The organism is Dactylosporangium sp. NPDC050688 (assembly GCF_040654515.1).
GTDB lineage: Bacteria > Actinomycetota > Actinomycetes > Mycobacteriales > Micromonosporaceae > Dactylosporangium.
Genome location: NZ_JBFAIC010000009.1, coordinates 156,695 through 179,797, shown reverse-complemented (window position 1 = coordinate 179,797; position 23,103 = coordinate 156,695). Strand labels below are relative to the sequence as shown.

The window sequence follows — 23,103 nt, the reverse complement described above, 5'->3', positions numbered from 1 at the left end:
CGCGACCCGGGCGGGCCGGGCCGGCCACCCGGTTCACGCCGGAACGGCGGTGGGCCCGCCGCGATGATCGCGACGGGCCCACCGGTGTGGTGCCTAGGTGTTACGCGGCGGGGTAGTCCGCGAGGTAGATCGGCACGCCGATCATGGTGGTGTCGGCCGGGTTGCCCACGCCGTTGACGACGTGGTCGATGATGCCGGCGCTCAGGTTGACCGTCATGATGTGGTGCAGCTTGACGCCCGGCGTGTTCGGGACCTCGAAGCCGTTCTCGGTGTGGATCGCCGGGTTGTTCTGGTTGAAGACGTACACGCCCGCGCCGTACAGGTTGTGCGTCTTCACCTTGTTGTTGACCTTGTACCCGGCGTAGCCCTCGACCGAGCCGTTCATCCAGTCCGCCTGCGTGGGCGGGTCGTACGGCAGCTCGTTCTGGTACAGGATCGTGGTGCCCCGCTCGCCGTTCCAGACGGTGTTGTACTTCTGGAAGTGCTCGACGAAGAGGCCGGTCGCGGTCACGTTGTCGCCGTTGATGACGGCGCCGTAGCGGCCGGTGTTGGTGACCCAGCGCTGGTTGTCGCCGTTGACGCCGCCGGTGAAGCCCTCGACGCCGTGGTCACCGCGCCACACCCAGGTGTGGTCGATGAGCACGTTGTCGCTGTTGACCTCCAGCGCGACGTCGGTCTTGCCGATGTGCGGGCCGCCGACGCGGAAGTACACGTCCGACAGCGTGGTCGGGTTCTTCGGGTCGCTGATGCCCCAGCCGTGCTCCTTGCCGACGCGCAGCAGGACCTTCGACTCCTTGAGGCCCGCGTCGATCGTGACGCCGGCGACGATGATGCCGGGGACGTCCGCGACGTCCAGCGGGGTGGAGCCGTTGACCGCGGTCAGGGTGGCGTGGCCGATGCCGAGGACCACCTGGTTGGGCCAGCGGACCTCGATGCTGCGGGCGACGTCGTACACGCCCGGGGTCAGCAGCAGGTGCTTGCCGGCCAGCAGGGCCAGGTTGATCTTCGCGATCGAGTCGCCCGGCTTGGCGACGTAGAAGTCCGACAGCGGGATGGTACGGCCGGCGGTCTGGCCGTTCGCCCACGAGACGCCGCTGGTGTTCTTCTGCGCGGACGGCACGCGGACCTGGTACTTGCCCTTGGCGTCCACGAAGAGGTACGGCTTCTCCCGGCTGACCGGGGTCTTCGCCAGCGTCGTGTACGGCGGGTCCGGGAACGCCGAGTCGTCCGGGGCGCCGACGACGCCCGAGAAGACCTGGTTCCACACGCCGTTGGACCAGGAGTCGACCTCGCTGTTGCGGGTCAGCCACTGCTGCTGCGAGCCGTTGACGATCGTGCCGGCCTTCGAGTCGGCGATGAAGCCGCCGCTGGCGTACTGCGGGCCGGCGGTGCAGTAGTCCATCAGCGACAGGTTGCCGCCGGTGACGTTGAGCCGGCGCAGCGAGACGGCCTGCGACACGGCCCAGAAGTTGGCCGAGGCGCGGCAGCCGTCCTGGTCCTTGCCGTTGACGTTGATCGACAGGTTGGACAGCGTGCGCCAGAAGTTGACCAGCGCGAGGCAGTTGCTGGTGCCGCCGTTCTCGAGGCAGCGGTTGTACACCTCGACCTTGCCGTTGATGACGACGTCGCCCGGGTTGGCGCCCAGGCCGGTGATCTCGGTGTAGTAGCCGACCTTGAACTGCAGCGGCTGCTCGGCCGTGCCGTACGTGCCGGGCTTGAAGTAGTAGGCGTACCGGGCGGTGCCCATCTCGTTGTCGACCTGCTTGGCGTAGGTCGCGTCGAGCTTGGCCTGGATCTCGCTGACCGGCGTGCTCGGGTCGAACACGGTGACGTTGGGGCCCAGGTCCTGCGACCCGCCGTGCGACGGGGTCGCGCCGGCCGCCGTCCCCATCGTCGCGGTGGCGGTCGTCGCCACCAGGCCGAGCACGAATGCTCTGCCGGCGTTGCGACGGCTGTACCACCGCCTCACGGAATGCTCGGACTGGATCGTCATACGGGTGCGTCCTCTCGATCATGCGGGCGGGTGTGAGGTACACGGGATATGAGGGGTGTAGGAGATTCGCGGGTATGCGTCGGCGCTGGCGTGAGAGCGCTCTCTCCAGGATGTTGTTTCTACCGTGTAAATCAGCCGTGCGCTACGTCCGGACGCCCCCGATTTTCTCCGGGGCAGGCGACCGGCCAGTGGAAATGCGGACGTTCGGTGCGATCCATCCGCGTCGTGCGGCAACGCTTCCGGCGTGATCGCGCGATCCCGGTACCGGATGCCGCCGTGAAAGCGCTCCAACAAACGGGTGAGGCGCAGGGTGATATCCGGGTTTCACCCGGTCCGGACCGCATAGGTCGGCACTGATGGCCGCTACCGTCGATCCATGCCTCCGGCCCTGGTCCGCCCGTACGTGAGAGTCATCGCGCACCACCAGATACCGCCCGCCGCGCACCCCGTCCGCACGCCTGCGGCGACCCGGCCCGTGCCGCCCCCGTATTTCCCGCGGCACTCCGGGACGACCGCACCGACCGCCACGGCGACCCCGAACGCCGCGGCGGTGTCCGCCGGGGTGGTGCCGCGTCCGCACCGCAGGCCGCGGCACTACCCCGCGCTGGCGTGGACGGTGCTGGTGCTGACCCTGGCCTCGACCGGCCTCGCGCTCGAGGCCGGCGACGGCGCCGCCACGTCGGCCCCGGACGGCGGGCCCGTCACCGCCGCGCAGGCCGGCCGGCTGCAGACCGCCGCCGTCCCGGCGCCGGCAGTGGCCGGGCTGGCGCCCGCCGCGCCAGCCGCACCCGTGGTCGCGGCCCCCGCTGGGACCGCTGCCGGGATCACCGCCGGTGCGGTGGTCGGCCCGGCCGGCCTGTGCCTCGAGGCCCGCGCCACCGGGGTCCAGCTGCGCCGCTGCACCGGTGCCGCCGGCCAGGCCTGGACCGCCCCGGCCGACGGCACCCTGCGCACCGCCGGCCGCTGCCTGCAGCCGGCCGCGTACCGCCTGGTCCTGGCCCGCTGCACCGGCGTCGCGGCCCAGCGGTGGGACGCCGCCCGGGGCGCGCTGGTCGCCCGCTCGTTGCGGCAGTGCCTGACCGGCCGGGGCGGCGAGGCGTACCTCGCCGCCTGCACGGGCGGTGCGAGCCAGCGCTGGCGGTTGCCGTAACCCTGCTGCGGTTGCGGCCCGTCCGGCCGCTGCTTCGCTGCAAGGGTCTTGTTCACTGCCCGCCGCCGGCGTCGTCGACGAGCCCGGCTCCGTCGACGACGGCAACCCCAGACCGGCACGCTCGCGCTGGAGCGCCGGCGCGGCATCACCATCAAGTCGGCGGTCGTGTCGTTCACCGTCGACGTCACCGTCAACCTCATCGACGTCCCGGGCCACCCCGACTTCATCGCTGAGGAGTACGGCCTCGACGTCGTGTTCCGCGACACCACCACGATCTGCATCGAGCTCCCGGCCGGCACCGGCTACTGGCCCCGGCAGAGCCACGCCCACCAGCACCGGGCACCACTTCCGCAGCCTCACATCGCTGGTCCTCATGACCGCGCTGCGGCGGGCCGGCACCGTGGTGCGCGAGCCCGTGCACTGTTTTCCTTGCCCCACAAGGGATGCGGACGGCCAGGAGCGCGCCCGGTGGGTGCCCGAGGCCGGATCCGGCCGCCCCGAGCCGGATCGTCACTAGCACGGCGAGCGTGCTCGCCACCTGTCGAAATGCCTTATTACCCAATTTGCTCCGAAAAGTACAGCACCGCCATACATTGCTAGGTGATGGCGCGTCGGCACCGGTGCTGGCGCCTCGCAACGGGGGGTTGGACGCAATGATTCACGTGAGCAAACCGCGCGACCGCCGGGCAGGGCCCAGACGCGGCCTGCTCGGCTCGGCGGCTGTTTTGACCATGACGGCGGGCTCCCTGTTGGTCGCCCAGCCGGCGTCGGCCGCAGATCTCACCGGGTACAGCGTGGCGGTGACGCCCACGCCGTTGTCGCTGAAGGTGGTGTTCACCAACACCGCGCCGGTGGGCCCAGCGGAGGACGTCGGCAGCTTCATCGCCTATGCGGACGGCCCCGACGCCGGATCGGACCCGGACTCGAGCTGCACCGTCAGCGCGGCCGGCGGGGCGGCGACCTGCTACATTCCGGACCTGGTCGCCGGCACTCTGTACACGGTGACCACCAAGGCTCGCAACCTCGCCGGCTCCGCCGACCTCGCGGCGGTGCCGAGCCCCGCCAGCAGCCCCGGCACGCCCGCCGCGCTGACGGCGCCCGGCACCGTGACCGCCACCCCGACCGGCGAGAGCGGCAAGGTCGAGGTCACCTGGGTCCCCGGCAACAACACCGGCGCCACCGTCAACAACTTCACCGCGACCGCGATGCTGGGCGCGAACGCCACTGACAAGACCTGCACCAGCACCAGCGGTTCGGTGTACAAGTGCACGGTGGAAGGCCTGACCGACGGCACGTCGTACACCTTCACGGTGGTCGCGAACGGCCCGAACTCGGCGGTGTCCGCGGCCAGCAGCCCCAGCGGCACCGCGACGCCGGGTGTGGCCCCCGCGGCCCCCACCAACGTCGTGGCCAGCACCACCGGTGCCGGCGTGCCGACCGTGTCCTGGACCCCCTCCGCCACCGAGGGTGTCACCGCCTACACGGTCGCCGCGTTCAAGAACGACGTGGCTGACCCGACCACCATCTGCGCCGTCGCCGACGCCAGCTCGACCGCGACGACGTGCACCGGCACCGTGGTCGCCGGTTCCCTGTACAAGTTCAAGGTCACCGCGACCAAGAGCGGCCTCACCTCGGCCGCCGCGGAGTCTCCCGAGATCAACCTCCTCGGCACCGCGAACCCGCCGACCAGCGTCGTGGCGGCCGGTGGCGACACCGAGGCCACGCTGACCTGGTCTGCACCCGCGTCGGGCACCATCGCCAGGTACCGGGCGAGCGCCACCGCCGGCGCCGTCACCAAGACCTGCGTCACCACCGGGCTGACCTGCACGATCACCGGCCTGACCAACGGCGTCGCCTACATCACCACGGTGGCGTCGATCAACAACAGCGGCACGCAGTCCGCCGAGACCGCCTCGGCGCCCACCACCGTGACGCCGGCCGTCGTGCCGAAGCCGGGCGCGCCGACCGTCACGCCGCCGGCGCAGGACGACATCACCGCGACGTCGGCCACCATCTCCTGGACGCCCGCCGCCCCGATCAACGGTGCCGCCGTCGTCTACTACACCGCCACGGCGACCCCGGCCGCCGCCGCGGGTGCCGGCGCCAACGCCAACGCCAACGCTGGTGCGGCCAGCGCCGGCTCGCTGAGCTGCACGGCGGTCGCCCCGGCCACCACCTGCGCGATCACCGGTCTGACCCCCGGCACCGCGTACGACGTCACGGTCGTCGCCTACGCCAGCCCGACGGTCTACAGCACCGCCGCCAGCACCACCCTCACGACCGCGGCCGCCGCTCCCGGCACCGCCGGCGCGATGCGCGGGCCGATCATCACCAACAGCGACGGCCTGGCGCAGATCTTCGCCCGTGGCGGCGACAACAACCTTTACACCAGCACCCAGGCCGCCAACGGCACCTGGAGCGCGTGGACCAACCTGAGCGGCCTCATCTTCAGCGACCCGACCGCCGTGCTCAACGCCAACGGCCGGATCACGGTCTTCGCCATCGGCGGCGACCACTCGATCTGGTACCGGCTGCAGAACAACGACGGCACGTTCGCCTGGTGGACCCGGCTCGGCACCGAGCTGTACGCCTCCGCCATCGAGGTCGCGCAGAACGCTGACGGCACCGTCGCAGTATTCACCCGCGGCACGGACAGCAACCTGTACCTGCAGGTGCAGACCGACCCGTCGGACCCGAGCCAGTGGTCCGGCTGGACCAGCCTCAGCGGTCTGATCTTCAGCGAGCCGACCGCGTTCACCCGCGCCGACGGCGTCATGGAGGTCTTCGTCGTCGGTGGTGACGGCCAGGTCTGGCACCGGGTGCAGTCCGCGCCGAACTCGGGCACCTGGTCCTGGTGGACGCACGTCTCCTGACGGCCGACCCGAGCCACAGCTAGCAACGGACGCCCCGGGGCCCTCCCCCGGGGCGTCCGCCTGTCCGGGCCCGGCATGATCTGCGGTATGCGCGTCACGACGCTGGGGGCGCTGGCCGTCGACGGGCGGCCGGTGAAGGGCGGCGGCCGGCGGCGGTCGTGGCGCGGGGGCTGCTCGACCGCGGGCGGCGCGCCCTGGAGACCGGCGACCCGGGCGCCGCGACGGCTGCCGCGGGGAAGCCCGATGCCTCGTTACGCTTGTCGCTCATGTACGTGCCGAAGCACTTCGCCGCCCCCTCCGACGCCGCCGTCCACGAGCTGCTGTCCCGGGCGGCGGCGTGCGACCTGGTCACCTGGGACGGGCAGGGGATGGTCGCGACCACGCTGCCGCTGCTGTTCGACCCGGCCGCGGGCACCCTCGTCGGCCACGTCGCCCGCAACAACACCCAGTGGCAGCACGCCGGCCGCGAGGCGCTGACGATCGTGCGCGGCCCTGACGCGTACGTCTCGCCCTCGGCGTACGCGACGAAACGCGAACACGGCCGGGTCGTGCCGACCTGGAACTACATCACCGCCCACGTCTACGGCACCCTCGTCGCCCACGACGACCCCGCGTGGAAGGAGGCCCTGGTCCGCCGCCTCACCGACCGTCACGAGGGCGACCGTGCCGCGCCGTGGTCGGTGGACGACGCGCCCCGCCCGTTCATCGAGGGCCAGCTCCGCGCCATCGTCGGCGTCGAGATCGTGGTCACCAGGATCGAGGCGAAGTGGAAGCTGAGCCAGAACCGCAGCGAGGAGGACGTCGCGGGGGTCCGCGCCGACCTGCTCGCGACCGGCGGTGACGCGGGCCGCCGGGTCGCGGAGGCGATGGGACTTTGATGTTCCCGGATCGCGGAGGGTCAGCCGATGCGTTCGACCACGTTGCCGTCGCTGTCGCGGATGAGGGTGGGGCGGACGTCGACGATCAGGCCGGGGGCCTCTGGCACGGGCGACACGCCCGCCAGCGGGACCAGGACGCCGGTCAGGTGGTCCAGCGCCTCTTCCGTCAGGACGATCTTCAGCAGGGACGGGTCGTTGCCGGTGCCGAGGGCGAAACTGCCGGATGAGAACTCGACGCTGCTGTCGGGGCCGTCGACGATGAGGGTGCGCCCGAAGCGCAGGCGGCCACGCAGGACCGCGGCGATGCGCTCGACCGCGTGGGCGCCGATGACCAGGCGGTACCCGTCGTCGTCGGGCATCCAGGCGAACTCCGCCACGGCGAGGTTGCTGGTCGACGAGCCGTCGCGGCGACGGCCGGCGGCGACCTTTTCGGCGAACGCGGGGATGTCGGTGAACGAGCCGCGGCCCAGGTCGGTGACGAACAGCGGGGCGTGTCCCGCGGCGAGGCCGAGCACCGCCTCGACGCTCCAGGTCTGGGTGGCCGCGTACTCGTCGAGGGTCAGACCGAAGATCTGCAGGAAGCGGACCTTGCCGAAGGGGGTGTCGATGACCCCGAGCTCCGGGTCCTCGACGAACGCGACGGCGCGGATCAGCGTCCGGTGCTCCAGGGCGATCGGCCCATTGAGGTCCATCTGCTGGTACGGCGCGAAACCGTTGCCGCTGCCGAAGTTGTAGCGGGCCAGGTTCTGCAGGAGATTGGCGGCCCAGACCGGCGGCTCGGCCTCGCCCGGTGCCCGGCGCACCCTGAACGTGAACTCGTAACCCCAGCCGGACCACTCCGCGTCGGGGTTCGGCGCCGAGTACAGCTCGCTCATGCCATAACTGACGATGTGCCAGTGCGGGACCGGCGACTCGCGGGCGTAGAAGCTGATGCCGTCCAGCGGGTCAGGGCCGCCCAGCGACCATTTGACCAGCGTGGCGTAGTGCTTCGGCTCGACGCCCGGGTAGAGGCGGTCGAGCGCGGCGTCGATGGCGTCCCAGCCGGGTGCGTCGGAGGTCACGAATCGACCTAACCACAGTTCGGAAATCCTTCAACCCTTGCTGCGACTAGGGTTGAGGCATGGGCCGTACCATCGCGACGAACACAGACGTGAGCCGCTCCGAACTCATCGAGTTCCTCTCCACCCGGCACCGGGCGCTGGTGATCACCACCCGGGCCGACGGCCGCCCGCAGGCCTCCCCGGTCGCCAGCGGCGTCGACGCCGAGGGGCGGATCGTGATCTCGACGTATCCGGAGCGCGCCAAGGCCCGCAACGCCCGCCGCGACAGCCGCGTCTCGGTCGTCGTGCTCTCCGACGAGTGGAACGGCCCGTGGGTCCAGGTCGACGGGGTCGCCGAGGTGCTGGACCTGCCGGAGGCGCTGGAGCCGCTGGTCGAGTACTACCGCTGCATCTCGGGCGAACACCCGGACTGGGACGAGTACCGCGAAGCGATGCGCCAGCAGGGCAAGTCGCTGCTGCGCATCACCATCGAGTCGTGGGGGCCGGTCGCCACCGGCGGCTTCCCGGCGCGCCTCGCCGACTGAAGCGGGGCAGAGCCCGACAGTGTGCCATGCCTGCGGCGATCTGCCCGCGGCGTTGCTGTTGCCGGGCCGATCCGCGCGTCGTTGGCGGCCTGCTCGGTGTGCGGTTGGCTGCTCCGCGCGCTGGCGTCGGGGGTGTTCGGCGCGCTGCTGGCGGTCTGTTCGACGCGCTGGTGTCGGAGTGGTCGGCGTGCTCTTGACGGTCTGCTCCGCGCGCTGGCGTCGGGTCGTTCGGCGGGCTGTTGGCGGTCTGTTCGACGCGTTGGCGGTCTGTTCGACGCGCTGGCGTCGGGGTGGTCGGCGGGCTGTTGGCGGTCTGTTCGACGCGTTGGCGGTCTGTTCGACGCGCTGGCGTCGGGGTGGTCGGCGGGCTGTTGGCGGTCTGTCCGGCGGGCTGTTGCGGGGCCGCTCCGGGCGCTGCCGTCGGGTCGCTCCGCGGGGCTGCCGTCCAACGCTGTCCAGGATTGCCGCGGCGCGGGGTGCCGATCGGCCCGATGCGCCGCGGGTGCTCTGGTCTGGGTCGGGCTCGCCCGGGGGTTGATCGCTGCGTGCGGCGCGTTCGCGGTGAACGTCGCCCGGCGCCGTCAGGTGGTGGCGGGTTCCGACGTCCGTAACGTCGCCGGCGGGCGACGGGCCTTCGGCGGTGGCAGCTCTGGCAGGGTGGTGGCGGGCACCGGTGCCCGCATGGCCGGTGGCGTCCGCTTGCGCTCTGCGCCGGCGAGGTCGAGGTCGTCGAGCCGGGTCCTGACCTCGGCCGCCTTCGGGTGCGCGAGCCGCTCGAGCGTCTCCACCGCACGCAGCCACGCCTGCCGGGCCTTGTCCCAGCGTCCGGCGCCGGCCCACGCGTCACCGAGCCGGACCGAGGTGTCGGCCTCGTTGAAGCGGTCGCCCTGCTCCGCGTATCGCAGCAGCGCGTCCTGGTACCGCGCGATCGCCCGGTCGTGCTCGCCCAACCTGTGGTGGACGTAGCCGAGGCTGTGGAGCGTCGCCGCGACCCCAGCCGCGTCGCCGAGCCGCTGCTGCAGCGCCAGTGCCTCCTCGCAGCGGGCGAGCGCCACCTCGTGGTGCCCGAGCCGGGCATGGTGCCAGCCGGCCGAGTTGAGCGCCCGCGCCTGACCGACCGGATCGTCGGCCAGCCGGAACAGGTCCAGCGCACGCTCGTCGTGCGCAACCGCCTCGGCGAACCTGTCCTGGGTCTCCAGCAGCCACGCGAGCGCGCGCTGACACCTGGCCGCCCCCGCGTGGTCGGCCAGCTCGACGAACAGGTCGAACGCCACCTGCAGATGCCGCCGCGCCTCGGCGTGCCGGCCGCTGCGGATGTATCCACTCGACAGGCTGCGGTGCGCCAACGCCAGCGCCGCCGTGTCACCGAGCCGCTCGGCCGCACCGACCGCGGCCCGCTGCGTCGCGATCCAGTCACCCCAGTGCCCGCCCCGGTCGAGGTGGTCGGCCATCGCCCAGGCCAGCCGCCACGCCTCCCGGTCCAGCCCGCAGACGACCGCCAGCTGCATCGCGCCGATGAGCGCCCGCCGCTGTGTCCCGAACCACTCGGCGGCCGCCGCCTCATCGGCGGGCAGTTCGTCGGCTGCGTCCGGGCTGCTGTCGCCGACGGGTGCGCCGTCGGGGCCGGTGGCGGCTGGATCCGGTTGGACGGCAGCCGGGGACGGCGGCTCGTGAGAGCCAAGCGGTGTCGGACAGGGATCGCGGGAGTCTTGTGCGGAAGAGGGGTCGCCCGGATGCCGCGCGGGAAACAGGTCGGGCGAGGGCTGGCTGGAAGAGGAGCCGGCCACGGCACCCGGCACGGATTCGCCCCGTGCGGCGGCCGGCGAATGCCCGACCAGCTCAACGGGTGATCGCCTCGCCGCCGACGAAGCAGACCCGCGCTGCCCGGCGGCCGGAACAGGCCCGCGCTGCTCGGCGGCGGCCGGGTCAGACCCGCCCTGCTCGGCGACGGTTGACGGCCGCGCGGGGAGGTCGAAGCCCTGCACGCCAGCCGGATGGCGGGACGGGTTGAGGGTCATCGCGGCGCTCGTGGCGGCCCGTGTGTAGTGCTCGACGATGCGGCGCCGGGCGGCGGCGCGCTCGGCGACCGGCTCCGCACGGTCGGCGAGGCCCGACGCGTAGGCGCCCAGCAGATCGTGCATGCCGAAGCGGCCGGGCCGGGGCTCGATGACGAGCTGCGCCCGGACCAGCTCCGCCAGCAGCGGACGGACCTCGGCGACGGGCAGCCCGGCCAGGGCGGCGGCGGCCGGCACACCCAACTCGGGGCTCGGATGCAGGCCGCCGAGCCGGAAGAGGCGCTGCGCCGGCGGCGTAAGCCGCTGATACGACCAGGAGAACACCGTCTCGACGTCGGCCTTCGGGTCGTCGGAGCGCAGCGCGTCGAGGCGGCCGTGGGCGCTGGACAGCTCGGCCGCGATCGCCGCCAGGCTGAAGTCCGGGTGCAGAGCGGCGCGGGCGGCGACGACGGACAGGGCGAGCGGCAGCCGGGCGCAGGCGGCGACGATGCTGTCGACCGCCTCGGGCTCACGGTCGGTGCGTGCGGTGCCGATACGGCCGGCGAGCAGCGTGCGGGCGTCGGCGGCGTCGAGCAGGTCGAGGGTCACGGGGCGGGCGCCGTCGACGGTGACGAGCGCGGGCAGGTGGACGCGGCTGGTGACCAGGACGAGGCTGGCGCCGCTGCCGGGCAGCAGCGGGCGGACCTGCTCGGCGGTGGCGGCGTTGTCGAGCACGATCAGCATCTGCTTGTCGCGCAGGAGGCTGCGGTACATGCCGGCGCGCGACTTCGGCTCGGCCGGGACCTGGGCGGGCGGGACGCCGAGCAGGCCGAGCGCCACGCCGAGCGCGTCGGCCGGGGCGACCGGGTCGCGGCTGCTGGGCCCGAACCCGCGCAGGTCGAGGAACAGCTGACCGTCGGGGAACAGCCCCGCGGCCTGGTGCGCCCAGTGCACGGCGAGGGCGGTCTTGCCGACGCCGGGGGTGCCGGACAGCACGATCGGGCGCCGCTCGGCGGTGAGCCGGTCGAGCAGGGCGAGCTGCCAGGTCCGGCCGGCGAACGTCGTCAGGTCGGCGGGCAGCTGCCGCGGCGCGACCCCGGACCGGTCGCGGAGCCGCTGCTCGGTGTGCTCGGCCCCGGACCGGTCGCGGGGGCGCTGCTCGGTGTGCTCGGCGGCGCGCTGCTCCTCGACCCGGTCGCGGGCCGAGGCGAGCGCGGCCTGCTCGGCGGGGGTGGCGCCGAGCAGCCGGACGAGGTCGTCGAAGCGGTCGGTCGGCGGCAGGACCCGGCCGGCGAGATACTCGCCGATGATCCCGTGCGACCAGCCCGTGCGGGCGGCGAGCTGCCGGTAGGTCAGCGGCGGGCGGCCGGTGCGGCGGGACTGCCGGCGGCGCAGGTCGCGCAGGAGGCTCGCAAGCTCCGGCATGGTGCGCACCGTCGCCGTGCTGGCCTGCATGTCGTCCACTGCTGCGATCCTCACCTGCCGCTCGTCGGCGCGAATGCCAGTGTCGCCGGTCATTGCAACCTGCGGACCTCGCGCGGCAGGCTGCGCATCCACGCCCGCAGCAGCGGCGTCACGGTGCGGGTCAGCGGGCTCGCCGGCGCGTCGTCGATCGGCGAGGCGAGATGGTCGCCGGCGAAGACGAACGGGTCGATCAGCGGCGTCGGCCGGTGCCGGTCGTGCGCGTCGCTGCGCTCCAGCGCGTCCTCCACCAGGGCGCGGAAGCCGGTCGCCGGCACGTCCTCGCGGACGGCGCGGATCGCCTCGTGCAGGTGACGTCGGACACCGAGCTGCTGCTCGTGGGCGGGCGAGCCGACGCCGACGAGGAACGTCAGATAGGTGCGGACGAGCCTGCCGTCGGTGCGGTCCAGGTAGCACTCGACGGAGCGGGTCCAGCCGGCGCGGGCGACGGAGAAGCCGAGCCCGACGGGCGTGCCGTCGGCGGCGACCAGGCGGTGGCAATTGCCCGCGCGCAGCGGGCCGGCCAGCTCCGGCGACCACACCGGGCGGTGGGCACCCGCGGCGACCATGCGCTCGACGGCGGCGGCGGCCGCGGCGGCGACCCGGCCGCCCGCCACGCTGCCCAGGCCGAGCACGACCGCGGGCGCCATCGGCGTGCTCGCCCGCTCGAAGCTGGGGATCACGTCGGACAGCAGGACCGCCTCGAGGGTGCCGCCGGGCGTGACCCGGGCCATCGGATCGCCGATGGTGAGCGCGGCCATCGACACGAACGCCGCGCCGGCGAACTCGGCGTCGGTCGGGTCGTCGTCGGGGACGAGCGCCGCCGGGCCGCCGAGGATGCGCCGAAGCAGGGGGTCGACCTCACCGACCACCGCGGCGAACAGGCCCGGTGGACCGGCCGCGGTCGAAAGAGCCCGCCGGTGCGGCGTGCGGCGGTGGACGGACTGCTGACGATGTCTACGTTTGTGGCTACGACCACGACTCCCCGGACCCATGCCTGCAGTCTGCACCCACCCACCGACAAAAAATCGGCTCACACACCCCGGAACGCCCGCCGATATGCGTGCGGACCAGTACCGATGATGCGTTTGAACCTGTCCCGGAATGCGGTCGGCGAGCCGAACCCGACGTGACCGGCGATGCGCTCCACGGGCTCGGTGGTCGCCTCCAGCAGGTGCTGCGCGCGCCGGATCCGGGCCCGGTGCAGCCACTGCAGCGGGGTCGTGCCGGTCTGGTCGCGGAACCGGCGGTTGAGCGTGCGCACGCTCATGCCGGCCTGCGCGGCGAGCCGCTCCAGGGTCAGCTCCCGGCCGAGGTTGTCCTGCATCCAGCGCAGCAACGGCTCCAGCTCGGCGCCCTGCGGGGTCGGCGGCTGGTCATGGACGATGAACTGCGCCTGCCCGCCCTCCCGCTCCAGCGGCATCACCGACAGCCGGGCGGCGCCGGCCGCGACCGCGGAGCCGTAGTCGCGGCGGATCAGGTGCAGGCACAGGTCAAGCCCGGCGGCCGCGCCGGCCGACGTGAGGATCTGGCCGTTGTCGACGTACAGGACGCCGGGGTCGACCGTGACGGCCGGGTACGCCGCGGCGAGCTGGGCGGCGGCCGCCCAGTGCGTGGTCGCCCGCAGCCCGTCGAGCAGGCCGGTGGCGGCGAGGACGAACGCCCCCGAGCAGATCGAGGCGATCCGGATCCCCACCCCGGCGGCGGCGCGCAGCGCGTCCACCACGTCGTCCGGCACCGGGACGGTGATGTCGGCGCAGCCGGGCACGATCACCGTCGCCGCCGATCGCATGACGGATAAATCGGATAGATCAGATACCTGGAAGGCGCCCGCCGACACCGACCGTGCCGGCGAGCACACCACGACCCGGTAGCCGGGCCGGCCCGACGGCAGCAGCGTCCGGCCGTACACCTCCAGCGGCGTGGCCAGGTCGAACGGGATCACTCCCTCCAGCGCCAGCACCGCCACCGTCAGCATGGCCAGAACCTACCGCCGGTGCCCGATCCTGCCACCGCGCTGGCCGGAACCCGTGGGAACGTGGCCGGATCTACGACACCAGCTCGTGCAGCATCGCCGCGAGGTCGTCGGGCCGGCTGAACATCGCCCAGTGGCCGGTCGGCAGCTCGTGGACCCGGTAGTCGCGCCGGTCCAGCCCGCTGAAGAACGGATGGCCTTCGTCGATCATCCCGTGTACGACCTGTGCCGCGAACGTCGTGCACACCAGATCCGTGGGCGGCTGGTCCGCGCTGTGCAGCTTGAGCGGCGACTCGGCGCTGGCCATGGGGTGCGGCACGGCCCGCGCACGGATCCACGCGGTCATGCCGTCGAGGCCGGCGAACTGCACCGGATCGTCGGCCGGGTCGAACGACGGCGGCGGGATGAGCTCGCCCTCCACCGTGCCCGGCGGGCTCACGTCGGCCTGCGACACGCCGTCGGGCAGCGGCCCACTGTCCACATAGATCACCCGGGCGACGCGTTGCGGCACGCGGTCCGCCGCGCCACGCACGGGCAGCCCGCCGTAGCTGTGCCCCACCAGTACCACATCACCTGCATCGGCAACGGCGGATGTCACCTGCTCGATGTGGGTGTCGAGGGTCGCCCCCGCGCTCAGGTCGAGGGTGAGCGCGGTCACGTCGTGCCCGGCCGCCCGCAGCCGCGCCGCGACCGCGTCCCACGCCCAACCGCCGAGCCACATGCCCGGTACCAGGATGAAGTTCGTCATGCCACGACCGTAGAACCGAATGCGGGCCGGTTCCGCCCTGATATACAGAACGGGTGGCGCAGTCCACCGAAAAAGTCCTCGCGATGCTGGAGCTGCTGCAGGCGCAGCCCGGCCTGACCGGCCCTGAGCTGGCCCGGCGCCTCGGCGTCGACGGCCGCACCGTGCGCCGCTACGCGGACACCCTTGCCGACCTGGGGGTGCCGGTCCAGGCGACGCGCGGCCGGCACGGCGGCTACCGGCTGCTGCCCGGCTACAAGCTGCCGCCGCTGATGCTCACCGACGACGAGGCGGTCGCGGTGGTGTTCGGCCTGCTCGTGGCCGCCCGCCAGGGTGTGACGACCCCGCTCGCGCTCGCCAAGATCGAGCGGGTCCTGCCAACCCAGCTGCGCGAACGGGTCCAGGCGGTCCGCGAGACGCTCAGCTTCGTCGCGCCCGCCCGCGATGCGGCGCCGCCGCCCGCCGGCCACCTCCTCACGCTCGGCGCGGCGACCCGCGCGCACCGGCGCGTCCGCGTCACCTACCGCTCGTGGCGCGGCGACGACACCGAGCGCGACTTCGACCCCTACGGCGTAGTCGTCCACAACGGACGGTGGTACACGGCCGGCCACGACCACCGCAGCGGCGAGCCGCGCACACTGCGGCTGGACCGGATCCGTTCGATCAGGGCCCTCGATGTCGGCTTCGAGCCGCCGGAGGACTTCGACCCGGCCGCCCACGTGATCGCCGGGCTCGCGGCGGTGCCTTACCAGCACGACGTCGAGGTGCTGCTGCACACCGGGCTCACCGAGGCCGCCCGCCGCATCCCGTCCGTCGTCGGCACCCTCACCGACCGGCCGGACGGCGTCCTGCTCACCTGCCGCGCCGAACGCCTCGACGGCGTGGCCGGGCTGCTCGCCGGCCTCGGCTGCGACTTCACCGTCCACCGCCCCGACGCGCTGCGCGCGGAGCTGCTCGCCCTGGCCCGCCGCCTCGAACGGGCGGCCGGGCGCGGCTCAGTCGTGCACGAGGGTGGTGTGCAGGACGATGGTCGCGACGAGTGAACCGATCGTCAGCCAGACCAGGCGCCAGGTCCATTTGTGGGCGAGGTTGAGGGTCCAGCCGGCGCCCTGGCGCTTCGGGACGAAGAGCGCGGGGTCGTCCGGGTTGACGTAGAAGTTGCCGCGCCACGCGCGTGGATCGGCGCTCATGCCGCGGGCGTCGCCGCCGTCACGGCGCCTGGGTGCGGGGACCGCGACGATCGCGAGGGCGAGGACGGCGACCATGAAGGCGATCGCGAGGAGCTCGGCCAAGGCTGCGTGGTTCACCATTCGAGCGTGCCACCGCTCGTCACCGTTCGGAAGAGCTTCGTGCCTGAAGGTATGACCGCTGCACGTCGTTTCCGGCGAGATCGGCCGCCCGGCGGAACGCCTCCCGCGCCTCCGGCTCGCGCCCCAGCCGCCGCAGCAGGTCGCCGCGCACGACGTGAAACACGTGGTAGCGGGGCAGATCCAGGGCCTCGACCAGGTCCAGCGCCGCGGCCGGACCGGCCACTTCGGCGACGGCGACCGCCCGGTTGAGTGCCACGACGGGCGTCGGCGAGAGGTGCAGGAGCTGGTCGTACAGTCGCAGCACCTGCGGCCAGTCGGTGCTCGGGCCGTCGGTGTGCACCGCGTTGATCGCTGCCTGCAGCTGGTAGGGGCCGGGGTGGCCGTGGTCCAGGCACTGCCTGACGAGCCGGTGGCCTTCAGCGATGAGGCCGCCGTCCCACCGGCTGCGGTCCTGGTCGCGCAGCAGGACCTGCTCGCCGCCGGATCCCGTCCGCGCGGCCCGCCGCGCCTCGGTGAGCAGCATCAACGCGAGCAGCCCGGTCGCCTCGGGCTCGCCGGGCAGCAGCTCGTGCAGCAGCCGGCCCAGCCGGATCGCCTCCGTGCACAGGTCGTCACGGATCAGTCGCGGACCGGAGCTGGCCGCGTACCCCTCGTTGAAGATCAGGTAGATGACGGCCAGGACGGCCTGCAACCGGTCCGGCAGCTGGCTTCCGGACGGCACACGGTACGGGATCCCGGCGTCGCGGATCTTCTGCTTCGCCCGGACGATGCGCTGGGCGACGGTCGCCTCCGGCACGAGCAGCGCGTGCGCGATCTCCGTGGTGCTGAGCCCGCCGAGCAGCCGCAGGGTGAGCGGCACCTGGGCGGCGGTGGACAGCGCCGGGTGGCAGCAGGTGAAGATCAGCCGGAGCCGGTCGGGCGGCTCCTCCCGCGCCTCGCCGGGGAAGAGCAGGGCCGCCTCGCGGTGCCGGTCCTCGCGCTTCGCCTCGCGGCGCAGCCGGTCGACGGCCCGGTTGCGGGCGGTGGTGATGATCCAGCCGGCCGGGCTCGGCGGGCCGTTGCGCGCCCAATGCTCGACCGCCGCGGCGAACGCCTCCTGCACCGCCTCCTCTGCGAGGTCGATGTCGCCGAGGAGTCTCACCAGGACGGCGACCGCGCGGCCGTACTGCTCCCGGAACGCCTCCTCGACCGGATCGCTCACCGGAACGGCCGCACCTCGATCGGCAGCCGGGTGGCGCGCATCGCCTTGCCCGCCCACTCCAGGGCCTCGTCGAGGTCCTCGACGTCGATGACACAGAAGCCGCCCAGGTGTTCCTTGCCCTCGACGAACGGCCCGTCGCTCAGCAGCGCGCCGCCGTCCTTCGGCCGGAGCACGGTGGCGGTGGCCGGCGGGAACAGCCCGCCCGAGAACACCCACACGCCGGCCTCGCGCAGCTCCCGGTCGAACTCGGCCACGTCCGCGGCGATGTCCGCCAGCTCCTGCGGCGACGGAGGGTCGCCCACACTGGGTTCGATGACGCTGAGCAGGTACCGCCGCATGGTCACCTTTGTACCGCAGCACCCACGTATTCTTTTCTGCGGCATCTTCACGGAAGGGGTTTCACGTGAGCAGCGAAACGCTGGAGTTTCAGGCCGAGACGCGGCAGCTCCTGCAATTGATGGTCCACTCGATCTACTCGAACAAGGACATCTTCCTGCGGGAACTGATCTCCAATGCATCCGATGCTCTGGACAAGCTCCGGCTCGAGTCGATGATCGACAAGGAGCTGGTGGCCGACACCGAGGATCTGCACATCTCACTGGCGGTGTCGGCCGAGGACCGGACCCTGACGGTCCGGGACAACGGGATCGGGATGTCCCGTGACGAGGTCGTCCAGCTGATCGGCACGATCGCGAAGTCGGGCACCGCCGAGCTGCTGCGCAAGATGCGCGAGTCGAAGGACGCCGCCGCGAAACAGGAGCTGATCGGGCAGTTCGGCGTCGGGTTCTACTCGACGTTCATGGTCGCCGACAAGGTCACGCTGGTGACCCGGCGGGCCGGCGAGACCGGGGGCACCCGCTGGGAGTCCACCGGCGAGGGCACGTACGAGATCGAGGCCGTCGACGACGCGCCCCAGGGCACCTCGGTCACCCTGCACCTCAAGCCCGAGGACACCGAGGACCAGCTGCACGACTACACCGCGGAGTGGAAGATCCGCGAGATCGTCAAGCGCTACTCCGACTTCATCGCCTGGCCCATCCGCCTCAAGGGATCGGAAGGGCCGCTGAACTCGATGAAAGCGCTCTGGGCCCGGCCCCGCAGCGAGGTCAGCGACGAGGAGTACCACGAGTTCTACAAGCACGTCTCGCACGACTGGACCGATCCGCTCGAGACGATCCACATGAAGGCCGAGGGCACCTTCGAATACGAGGCCCTGCTGTTCATCCCGTCGCGGGCGCCCTTCGACCTCTTCATGCGCGACGGCAAGCGCGGCGTGCAGCTTTACGTGAAGCGCGTGTTCATCATGGACGACTGCGAGGCGCTGACCCCGCAGTACCTGCGGTTCGTCAAAGGCGTGGTCGACGCGCACGACCTGTCGCTCAACATCTCCCGCGAGATCCTGCAGCAGGACCGGCAGATCCAGGTGGTGCGCCGCCGGCTGGTGAAGAAGGTCCTGTCGACGCTGTCCGAGCTGCGGGAGAAGGACGCCGAGAAGTACCGCAGCTTCTGGGACGAGTTCGGCCGGGCGCTCAAGGAGGGCCTGCTCGACGACACCGACAACCGCGACACGCTGCTCGACCTGCTCCTGCTGCCGTCCACCGCGTCGAGCGAGCTGACGACGCTGCGCGACTACGTGTCGCGGATGAAGGAGGACCAGAAGGACATCTACTTCATGACCGGCGAGTCGCGCGCCATGGTCGAGCACTCGCCGCACATGGAGGCGTTCCTCGCCAAGGGGTACGAGGTGCTGATCCTCACCGATCCCGTCGACGAGGTGTGGGTCGAGCGGATCACCGAGTTCGACGGCAAGCCGCTGCAGTCGATCGCCAAGGGACAGGTCGACCTCGGTGCCTCCGAGACGCCGCCGGAGCAGCGGGAGGAGTTCGCCCCGCTGCTGACCTGGCTCGGCGAGAAGCTCCAGGACGACGTCAAGGAGGTCCGGCTCTCCTCGCGCCTGACCACGTCGGCGGCGTGCATCGTCGGCGACGCGCACGACATCACCCCGACGCTGGAGAAGATGTACCGCGCGATGGGCCAGGAGATGCCGCACACCAAGCGGATCCTGGAGCTGAACCCGGCGCACCCCCTGGTCACGGGGCTGCGGTCGGCGCACGCCGCCGGCACCGCGGATGAGGCCGGGCTGGTCGAGACGGCGGAGCTGCTGTACGGGGTGGCGCTGCTCGCCGAGGGCGGGGAACTCACCGACCCGGCGCGCTTCACCCGCCTGGTCGCCGACCGCCTGGCCCGCACACTGTGACCAGCACCGCGACGCTGGAGAGCCTGCAGGTCGCCGAGCGGCGCCTGCAGGCCGCCCAGCTGGCCGGCGACGTGGCGGTGCTCGACGAGCTGATCGACGAGCGCCTGGTCTTCACCGGTCCGGACGGGCAGCTGTACGGCAAGGACGACGACCTGCGCCTGCACCGCTTCCGCGCCCAGACGATGACCGCGGTGCAGGAGGAGGATCTGCGCTGCCTCGTCGACGGGCGGACCGGCGTCACGTGGTTCGTCGGCCGGCTCGCCGGCTCGTTCAACGGCTCGGCCTTCGACGCGCGGATGCGGTACACGCGCACCTGGGTGTTCGACGACGCGTCGGGGTGGCGGCTGGTCGCCGGGCACGCCAGCATGATCTGACGCATCGGCATTCGTGGATGGCTTCATCGGGTCGGGGCATGCCTAGCTGCCGGAACGTGGCAGCCGGGATTTTTGTCGTACCGATGCTGTAGAACTACCGGCGTCAAGGAGTCCGACGCTGGAGGTCGATGGCAGTGGACGTGGAGCGGCGCTCGGTAGCGCCAATCATCCCGCCGGTGAAGCCCCGCAAGCTGGCCAAGGTGCCGTTCGTCGAGCTGGCCGACGGGCGGTTGCAGGGGGTCGTGTCGAGCGGCTCCGACGTGGAGCGGGTCTATGTCTCCTCGATCGGGGCCGGCAGCCACGGCCTGAGCTGCAGCACCAACAACAACCGGCCCTGCGGCGGGCTGCGCGGGTCCTATCCGTGCAAGCACCTGCAGGCGCTGCTCGACGAGGCGGTGCTGCAGTATGGCGCCGACCGCGTCGCCCGCTACCTGCGCATCGACGTCGAGGAGGGGCGCAGCCTCGCCGCGGGCCTGCGCGCCCACCACGAGCCGTCCCCGGCGGCGACCGTGTTCAGCAGCTTCCTGCGCCACCTGGCCTACCTGGAGCTGCCCGACACCACGCTGCCCGTGCCCGAGCTGCACTGGTTCCCGTCGGTCGGGGCGGCCCGCTGATGCTTCCCACGCAGCTCGGCGCCCTCGTCGCCGACCCCGCCCCGGGCGTGCCCGAGGCCCTCGACGTGGCCGGCTCGCTCGACCACGCCCTGGCCGACGGGCTGGCCAGGATGTCCCCGGCCGCGCTCGCCGGCTTCGCCGACGCGTTCTGCGGCAGCCCGCTGCGCGACCGGGTCGCCGAGGCCGTCGACAAGATCGCCGCCGGGTCGGTCTCCGACGAGCACCTGCTCGCCCTGGCCGGGGCCCGGTCGGCGCTGTTCGGCGCCGTCCACGACGCACTGCTCGGCCAGGCCGACGCGGCGCTCGGCCGCACCCGGCAGGCGTGGCCCGGCGGCAGCGGCGAGGCCGCATCCGCCGGCAACCTGCTCGCCGGGAGCCGCTCGTGGCTGCGCGAGCTCGCCATCACCGGCTGGCGCGGCGTCGATCACGACCTGGTCACCGCCGCCGGGCAGGTCATCGAGGCGTCCCTGGCGCAGCCGCGGTTGCGGCGCCTGGCGACGCTGCTCGACGGGCTCGCCGCCGAGCTGCGCGCCTGCAGCCCGATCGCGACCATGGACCGGCTGCCGGTGCGGCGATGGGGCGACCTGTGGAGCCGCGCGATGCTCCTCGCCCAGGACGGCGGGCGCACCGTCCCCGCCGAGCCGGTCACCGGGCGGCTGCTGCTGCTCGGTGCCGACGTCCACGAGCACGCCACCGCCGTGCAGGTCCAGATCCACGGCATCCTCGAGACCCCCGGCGGCGCGCCCCGGCTGGTGCGCACCAGCGTCGCCGCGCCCAAGGTCGACACCATCGTCGGCCCCGCCGTGTGGCGGCTGTTCGCCGGGCATCCGGTGCTGCTCGGCGCGCTCGCGGAGCGCCTGACCCTCGACGTCACCGACATGCCGCTGCTGGCCGGCGGCGACCTCGTCTGGAGCGACGCGCAGGCCAAGGCCGGTCCGCCGGCCGACCCGTTCGCCACCGCCCGGGTGCTGCTCGCCGACGCGGTCGCGCCGGCGGTGCCACCGCTGGAGCGCCACCCGGCGCGCATCGGCGAGCCGGTGCTCGTCGAGGGCTACACGGCCGTGGACGGCGCGTTCACGCTCGCCGACCAGACCATCGTGGTCGACACCGGCCGGCTGCCGGCGTGCGGGCCGCTGACCCCGCAGCTCGTCGCCGCCTCGCACGCCTGCATCGGGCTGCTGCGCTGGGACGACGGCGGATGGTCGCTGCAGCCGCTCGCGGTGCTCACCATGGTCAAGCGCCAGCCCGTGCCGGTGCACACCACCGACTGGGCGCTCGGGCCCACCGACCCGAAGGTGGTCAAGGCGGCCGCGGCGGCCGGCGACGCGGTCGCCGTCCTGCGCGAGCGGGCCGGAAGGTTGCTGCGCAAATGAGCGATGAGAACCGTCGCCAGGTCCTCTACTGGCGGATGCTGGCCCGCGTCTTCGAGACCGACGAGCAGCACGCCCTGGAGACCGCGAGCGTCGCCATCGTCGAGGACATCGGCCTGCCCGCGGCGCTGCTGGACCCCGGCGTCTCCGTGGACAACCTGGTGCAGCGCCACCCCGAGCTCGCCGGCGCGTTCGACGGGCTGATGACGCCCGCCGGGGAAGCCCCGCAGGAGGCTCCGCAGGAGCTCCCGCAGGGCGAGGAGGTGCGCCGGGCCGCCCTGGTGTCCAAGCTGCTGATCAACGTGTTCGCCACCGGCAGCGGCAACGTGAGCGCCGGCCAGCTGGCCAACTGGCAGGCCGACGCCGGCTGGTTCGAGCGGGCCCTCGGCATGTGCCCGGGCGACCTGCGCGGCAAGCCCAACGCGGGCGGCCTGGCCGGGGTCCTCGGCGGCCTGGAAGGCGACCTGGTCAAGCGGATGCACCTGCGGGAGGTGCTCGCCAACCCGGCCCTGGCCAAGCAGCTGACGCCGAGCATGTCGCTCATCGAGCAGCTGCTGCGCGACAAGAGCAACCTGTCCGGTGTCGCCCTCGCCAACGCCAAGGCACTGATCCGCCGGTTCGTCGACGAGGTCGCCGAGGTGCTGCGCACCCAGGTGCAGCAGAGCAGCGCCGGCGTGATCGACCGGTCGGTGCCGCCGAAGCGCGTCTACCGCAACCTCGACCTCGAGCGCACCATCTGGAAGAACCTGACCAACTGGAGCCCCGACGACGAGCGGCTCTACGTCGACCGGCTCTTCTACCGGCAGACCGCGAAGCGCACCACCCCGGCCAGGCTCATCGTCGTCGTCGACCAGTCCGGCTCGATGGTCGATTCGATGGTCAACTGCACCATCCTCGCGTCGATCTTCGCCGGGCTGCCGAAGGTCGACGTGCACCTCATCGCCTATGACACCAGGGCGCTGGACCTGACCCCGTGGGTGCACGACCCGTTCGAGGTGCTGCTGCGCACGCGGCTCGGCGGCGGCAACGACGGGCCGGTCGCGATGGCGATGGCCCGGCCGAAGATCGCCGACCCGAGCAACACGGTGATGGTCTGGATCTCCGACTTCTACGAGTTCGACCGTTCACAGCCGCTGCTGGAAGGCATTCAGGCAGTGCACCGTTCCGGCGTCAAGTTCATCCCGATCGGCTCCGTCAACAGCGGCGGGCAGCAGAGCGTCAACCCGTGGTTCCGGCAGCGGTTCAAGGACATGGGCACGCCCGTGATCTCCGGCCACATCCGCAAGCTCATCACCGAACTCAAGAACTTCCTCGCATAGGAGA

Annotated in this window: 20 protein-coding genes; 11 read left to right on the top strand and 9 right to left on the bottom strand. The window is 72.4% G+C overall.

The features are described from left to right. Window positions 1–100 precede the first annotated feature (100 nt). Window positions 101–1,969: an adenylyl cyclase gene (locus AB0H83_RS11950; RefSeq protein ID WP_360090976.1), complete on the bottom strand. Its 1,869-nt coding sequence runs from the start codon at window positions 1,967–1,969 to the stop codon at window positions 101–103. Window positions 1,970–2,369: 400 nt separating this feature from the next. Between AB0H83_RS11950 and AB0H83_RS11945 the strand changes: the two genes are divergently transcribed. The 4 genes from AB0H83_RS11945 to AB0H83_RS11930 all read left to right on the top strand — a co-directional run bounded on the left by AB0H83_RS11945 (window position 2,370) and on the right by AB0H83_RS11930 (window position 6,894). Beyond that, window positions 2,370–3,143, top strand: coding sequence for an RICIN domain-containing protein (locus tag AB0H83_RS11945; RefSeq protein ID WP_360090973.1), 774 nt, complete (start codon window positions 2,370–2,372; stop codon window positions 3,141–3,143). A gap of 48 nt (window positions 3,144–3,191) precedes the next feature. Beyond that, window positions 3,192–3,743: a GTP-binding protein gene (locus AB0H83_RS11940; protein WP_360090970.1), complete on the top strand. Its 552-nt coding sequence runs from the start codon at window positions 3,192–3,194 to the stop codon at window positions 3,741–3,743. Between the two features lie 200 nt (window positions 3,744–3,943). Continuing rightward, a complete protein-coding gene (locus AB0H83_RS11935; RefSeq protein ID WP_360090967.1) occupies window positions 3,944–6,016 on the top strand; it encodes a fibronectin type III domain-containing protein in 2,073 nt (690 codons plus the stop codon). Between the two features lie 266 nt (window positions 6,017–6,282). After that, entirely contained in the window at window positions 6,283–6,894 is a 612-nt protein-coding gene (locus tag AB0H83_RS11930; RefSeq protein ID WP_360090964.1) for an FMN-binding negative transcriptional regulator, read from the top strand. 20 nt (window positions 6,895–6,914) lie between these two features. Here the strand turns inward: AB0H83_RS11930 and AB0H83_RS11925 are convergent, their stop codons facing one another. Then, window positions 6,915–7,955, bottom strand: a complete 1,041-nt coding sequence (locus AB0H83_RS11925) for a suppressor of fused domain protein (protein WP_360090961.1) — start codon at window positions 7,953–7,955, stop codon at window positions 6,915–6,917. A 59-nt stretch (window positions 7,956–8,014) separates the two neighbouring features. On the opposite strand from AB0H83_RS11925, the gene AB0H83_RS11920 reads away from it, so the two are divergent. Beyond that, window positions 8,015–8,479: a PPOX class F420-dependent oxidoreductase gene (locus tag AB0H83_RS11920; RefSeq protein WP_360090958.1), complete on the top strand. Its 465-nt coding sequence runs from the start codon at window positions 8,015–8,017 to the stop codon at window positions 8,477–8,479. Window positions 8,480–9,060: 581 nt separating this feature from the next. On the opposite strand, the gene AB0H83_RS11915 is transcribed toward AB0H83_RS11920, so the two are convergent. The 4 genes from AB0H83_RS11915 to AB0H83_RS11900 form a co-directional block, all read right to left on the bottom strand. After that, window positions 9,061–11,952 carry a tetratricopeptide repeat protein gene (locus tag AB0H83_RS11915; RefSeq protein WP_360090955.1) on the bottom strand — a complete coding sequence of 964 codons (2,892 nt, stop codon included), beginning with the start codon at window positions 11,950–11,952 and terminating at the stop codon, window positions 9,061–9,063. 35 nt (window positions 11,953–11,987) lie between these two features. Continuing rightward, window positions 11,988–12,806 carry a hypothetical protein gene (locus tag AB0H83_RS11910; RefSeq protein ID WP_360090952.1) on the bottom strand — a complete coding sequence of 273 codons (819 nt, stop codon included), beginning with the start codon at window positions 12,804–12,806 and terminating at the stop codon, window positions 11,988–11,990. Window positions 12,807–12,967: 161 nt separating this feature from the next. Continuing rightward, window positions 12,968–13,912, bottom strand: coding sequence for a helix-turn-helix domain-containing protein (locus AB0H83_RS11905; RefSeq protein WP_360090949.1), 945 nt, complete (start codon window positions 13,910–13,912; stop codon window positions 12,968–12,970). Window positions 13,913–13,982: 70 nt separating this feature from the next. Next, entirely contained in the window at window positions 13,983–14,657 is a 675-nt protein-coding gene (locus AB0H83_RS11900) for an alpha/beta fold hydrolase (protein WP_360090946.1), read from the bottom strand. A 53-nt stretch (window positions 14,658–14,710) separates the two neighbouring features. On the opposite strand from AB0H83_RS11900, the gene AB0H83_RS11895 reads away from it, so the two are divergent. After that, entirely contained in the window at window positions 14,711–15,697 is a 987-nt protein-coding gene (locus AB0H83_RS11895; RefSeq protein ID WP_360090943.1) for a YafY family protein, read from the top strand. On the opposite strand, the gene AB0H83_RS11890 is transcribed toward AB0H83_RS11895, so the two are convergent. From AB0H83_RS11890 to AB0H83_RS11880, 3 genes are read right to left on the bottom strand one after another with little or no spacing between them, the layout of a single operon-like run. Continuing rightward, a complete protein-coding gene (locus AB0H83_RS11890; RefSeq protein WP_360090940.1) occupies window positions 15,650–15,961 on the bottom strand; it encodes a DUF5808 domain-containing protein in 312 nt (103 codons plus the stop codon). The genes AB0H83_RS11895 and AB0H83_RS11890 overlap by 48 nt on opposite strands. Window positions 15,962–15,983: 22 nt before the next feature. Then, window positions 15,984–17,165: an RNA polymerase sigma factor gene (locus tag AB0H83_RS11885; protein ID WP_360090937.1), complete on the bottom strand. Its 1,182-nt coding sequence runs from the start codon at window positions 17,163–17,165 to the stop codon at window positions 15,984–15,986. Then, window positions 17,162–17,503 (bottom strand): YciI family protein, encoded by a 342-nt coding sequence (locus tag AB0H83_RS11880; RefSeq protein ID WP_360090934.1) that lies wholly within the window; start codon window positions 17,501–17,503, stop codon window positions 17,162–17,164. The genes AB0H83_RS11885 and AB0H83_RS11880 overlap by 4 nt, the downstream gene beginning before the upstream one ends. Window positions 17,504–17,568: 65 nt before the next feature. On the opposite strand from AB0H83_RS11880, the gene htpG reads away from it, so the two are divergent. The 5 genes from htpG (at window position 17,569) to AB0H83_RS11855 (ending at window position 23,099) form a co-directional block, all read left to right on the top strand. After that, window positions 17,569–19,422, top strand: a complete 1,854-nt coding sequence (gene htpG / locus AB0H83_RS11875; protein WP_360090931.1) for a molecular chaperone HtpG — start codon at window positions 17,569–17,571, stop codon at window positions 19,420–19,422. Then, window positions 19,419–19,796, top strand: a complete 378-nt coding sequence (locus AB0H83_RS11870; RefSeq protein WP_360090928.1) for a nuclear transport factor 2 family protein — start codon at window positions 19,419–19,421, stop codon at window positions 19,794–19,796. Before htpG ends, AB0H83_RS11870 begins: the two co-directional genes overlap by 4 nt. Before the next feature lie 128 nt (window positions 19,797–19,924). After that, window positions 19,925–20,410, top strand: a complete 486-nt coding sequence (locus tag AB0H83_RS11865) for a hypothetical protein (RefSeq protein WP_360090925.1) — start codon at window positions 19,925–19,927, stop codon at window positions 20,408–20,410. Beyond that, a complete protein-coding gene (locus AB0H83_RS11860) occupies window positions 20,410–21,783 on the top strand; it encodes a hypothetical protein (protein WP_360090922.1) in 1,374 nt (457 codons plus the stop codon). The genes AB0H83_RS11865 and AB0H83_RS11860 overlap by 1 nt, the downstream gene beginning before the upstream one ends. Further along, on the top strand, window positions 21,780–23,099 hold the full coding sequence (locus AB0H83_RS11855; RefSeq protein WP_360090919.1) for a VWA domain-containing protein: 1,320 nt from the start codon (window positions 21,780–21,782) through the stop codon (window positions 23,097–23,099). Before AB0H83_RS11860 ends, AB0H83_RS11855 begins: the two co-directional genes overlap by 4 nt. The last annotated feature ends 4 nt before the right edge of the window (window positions 23,100–23,103 follow it).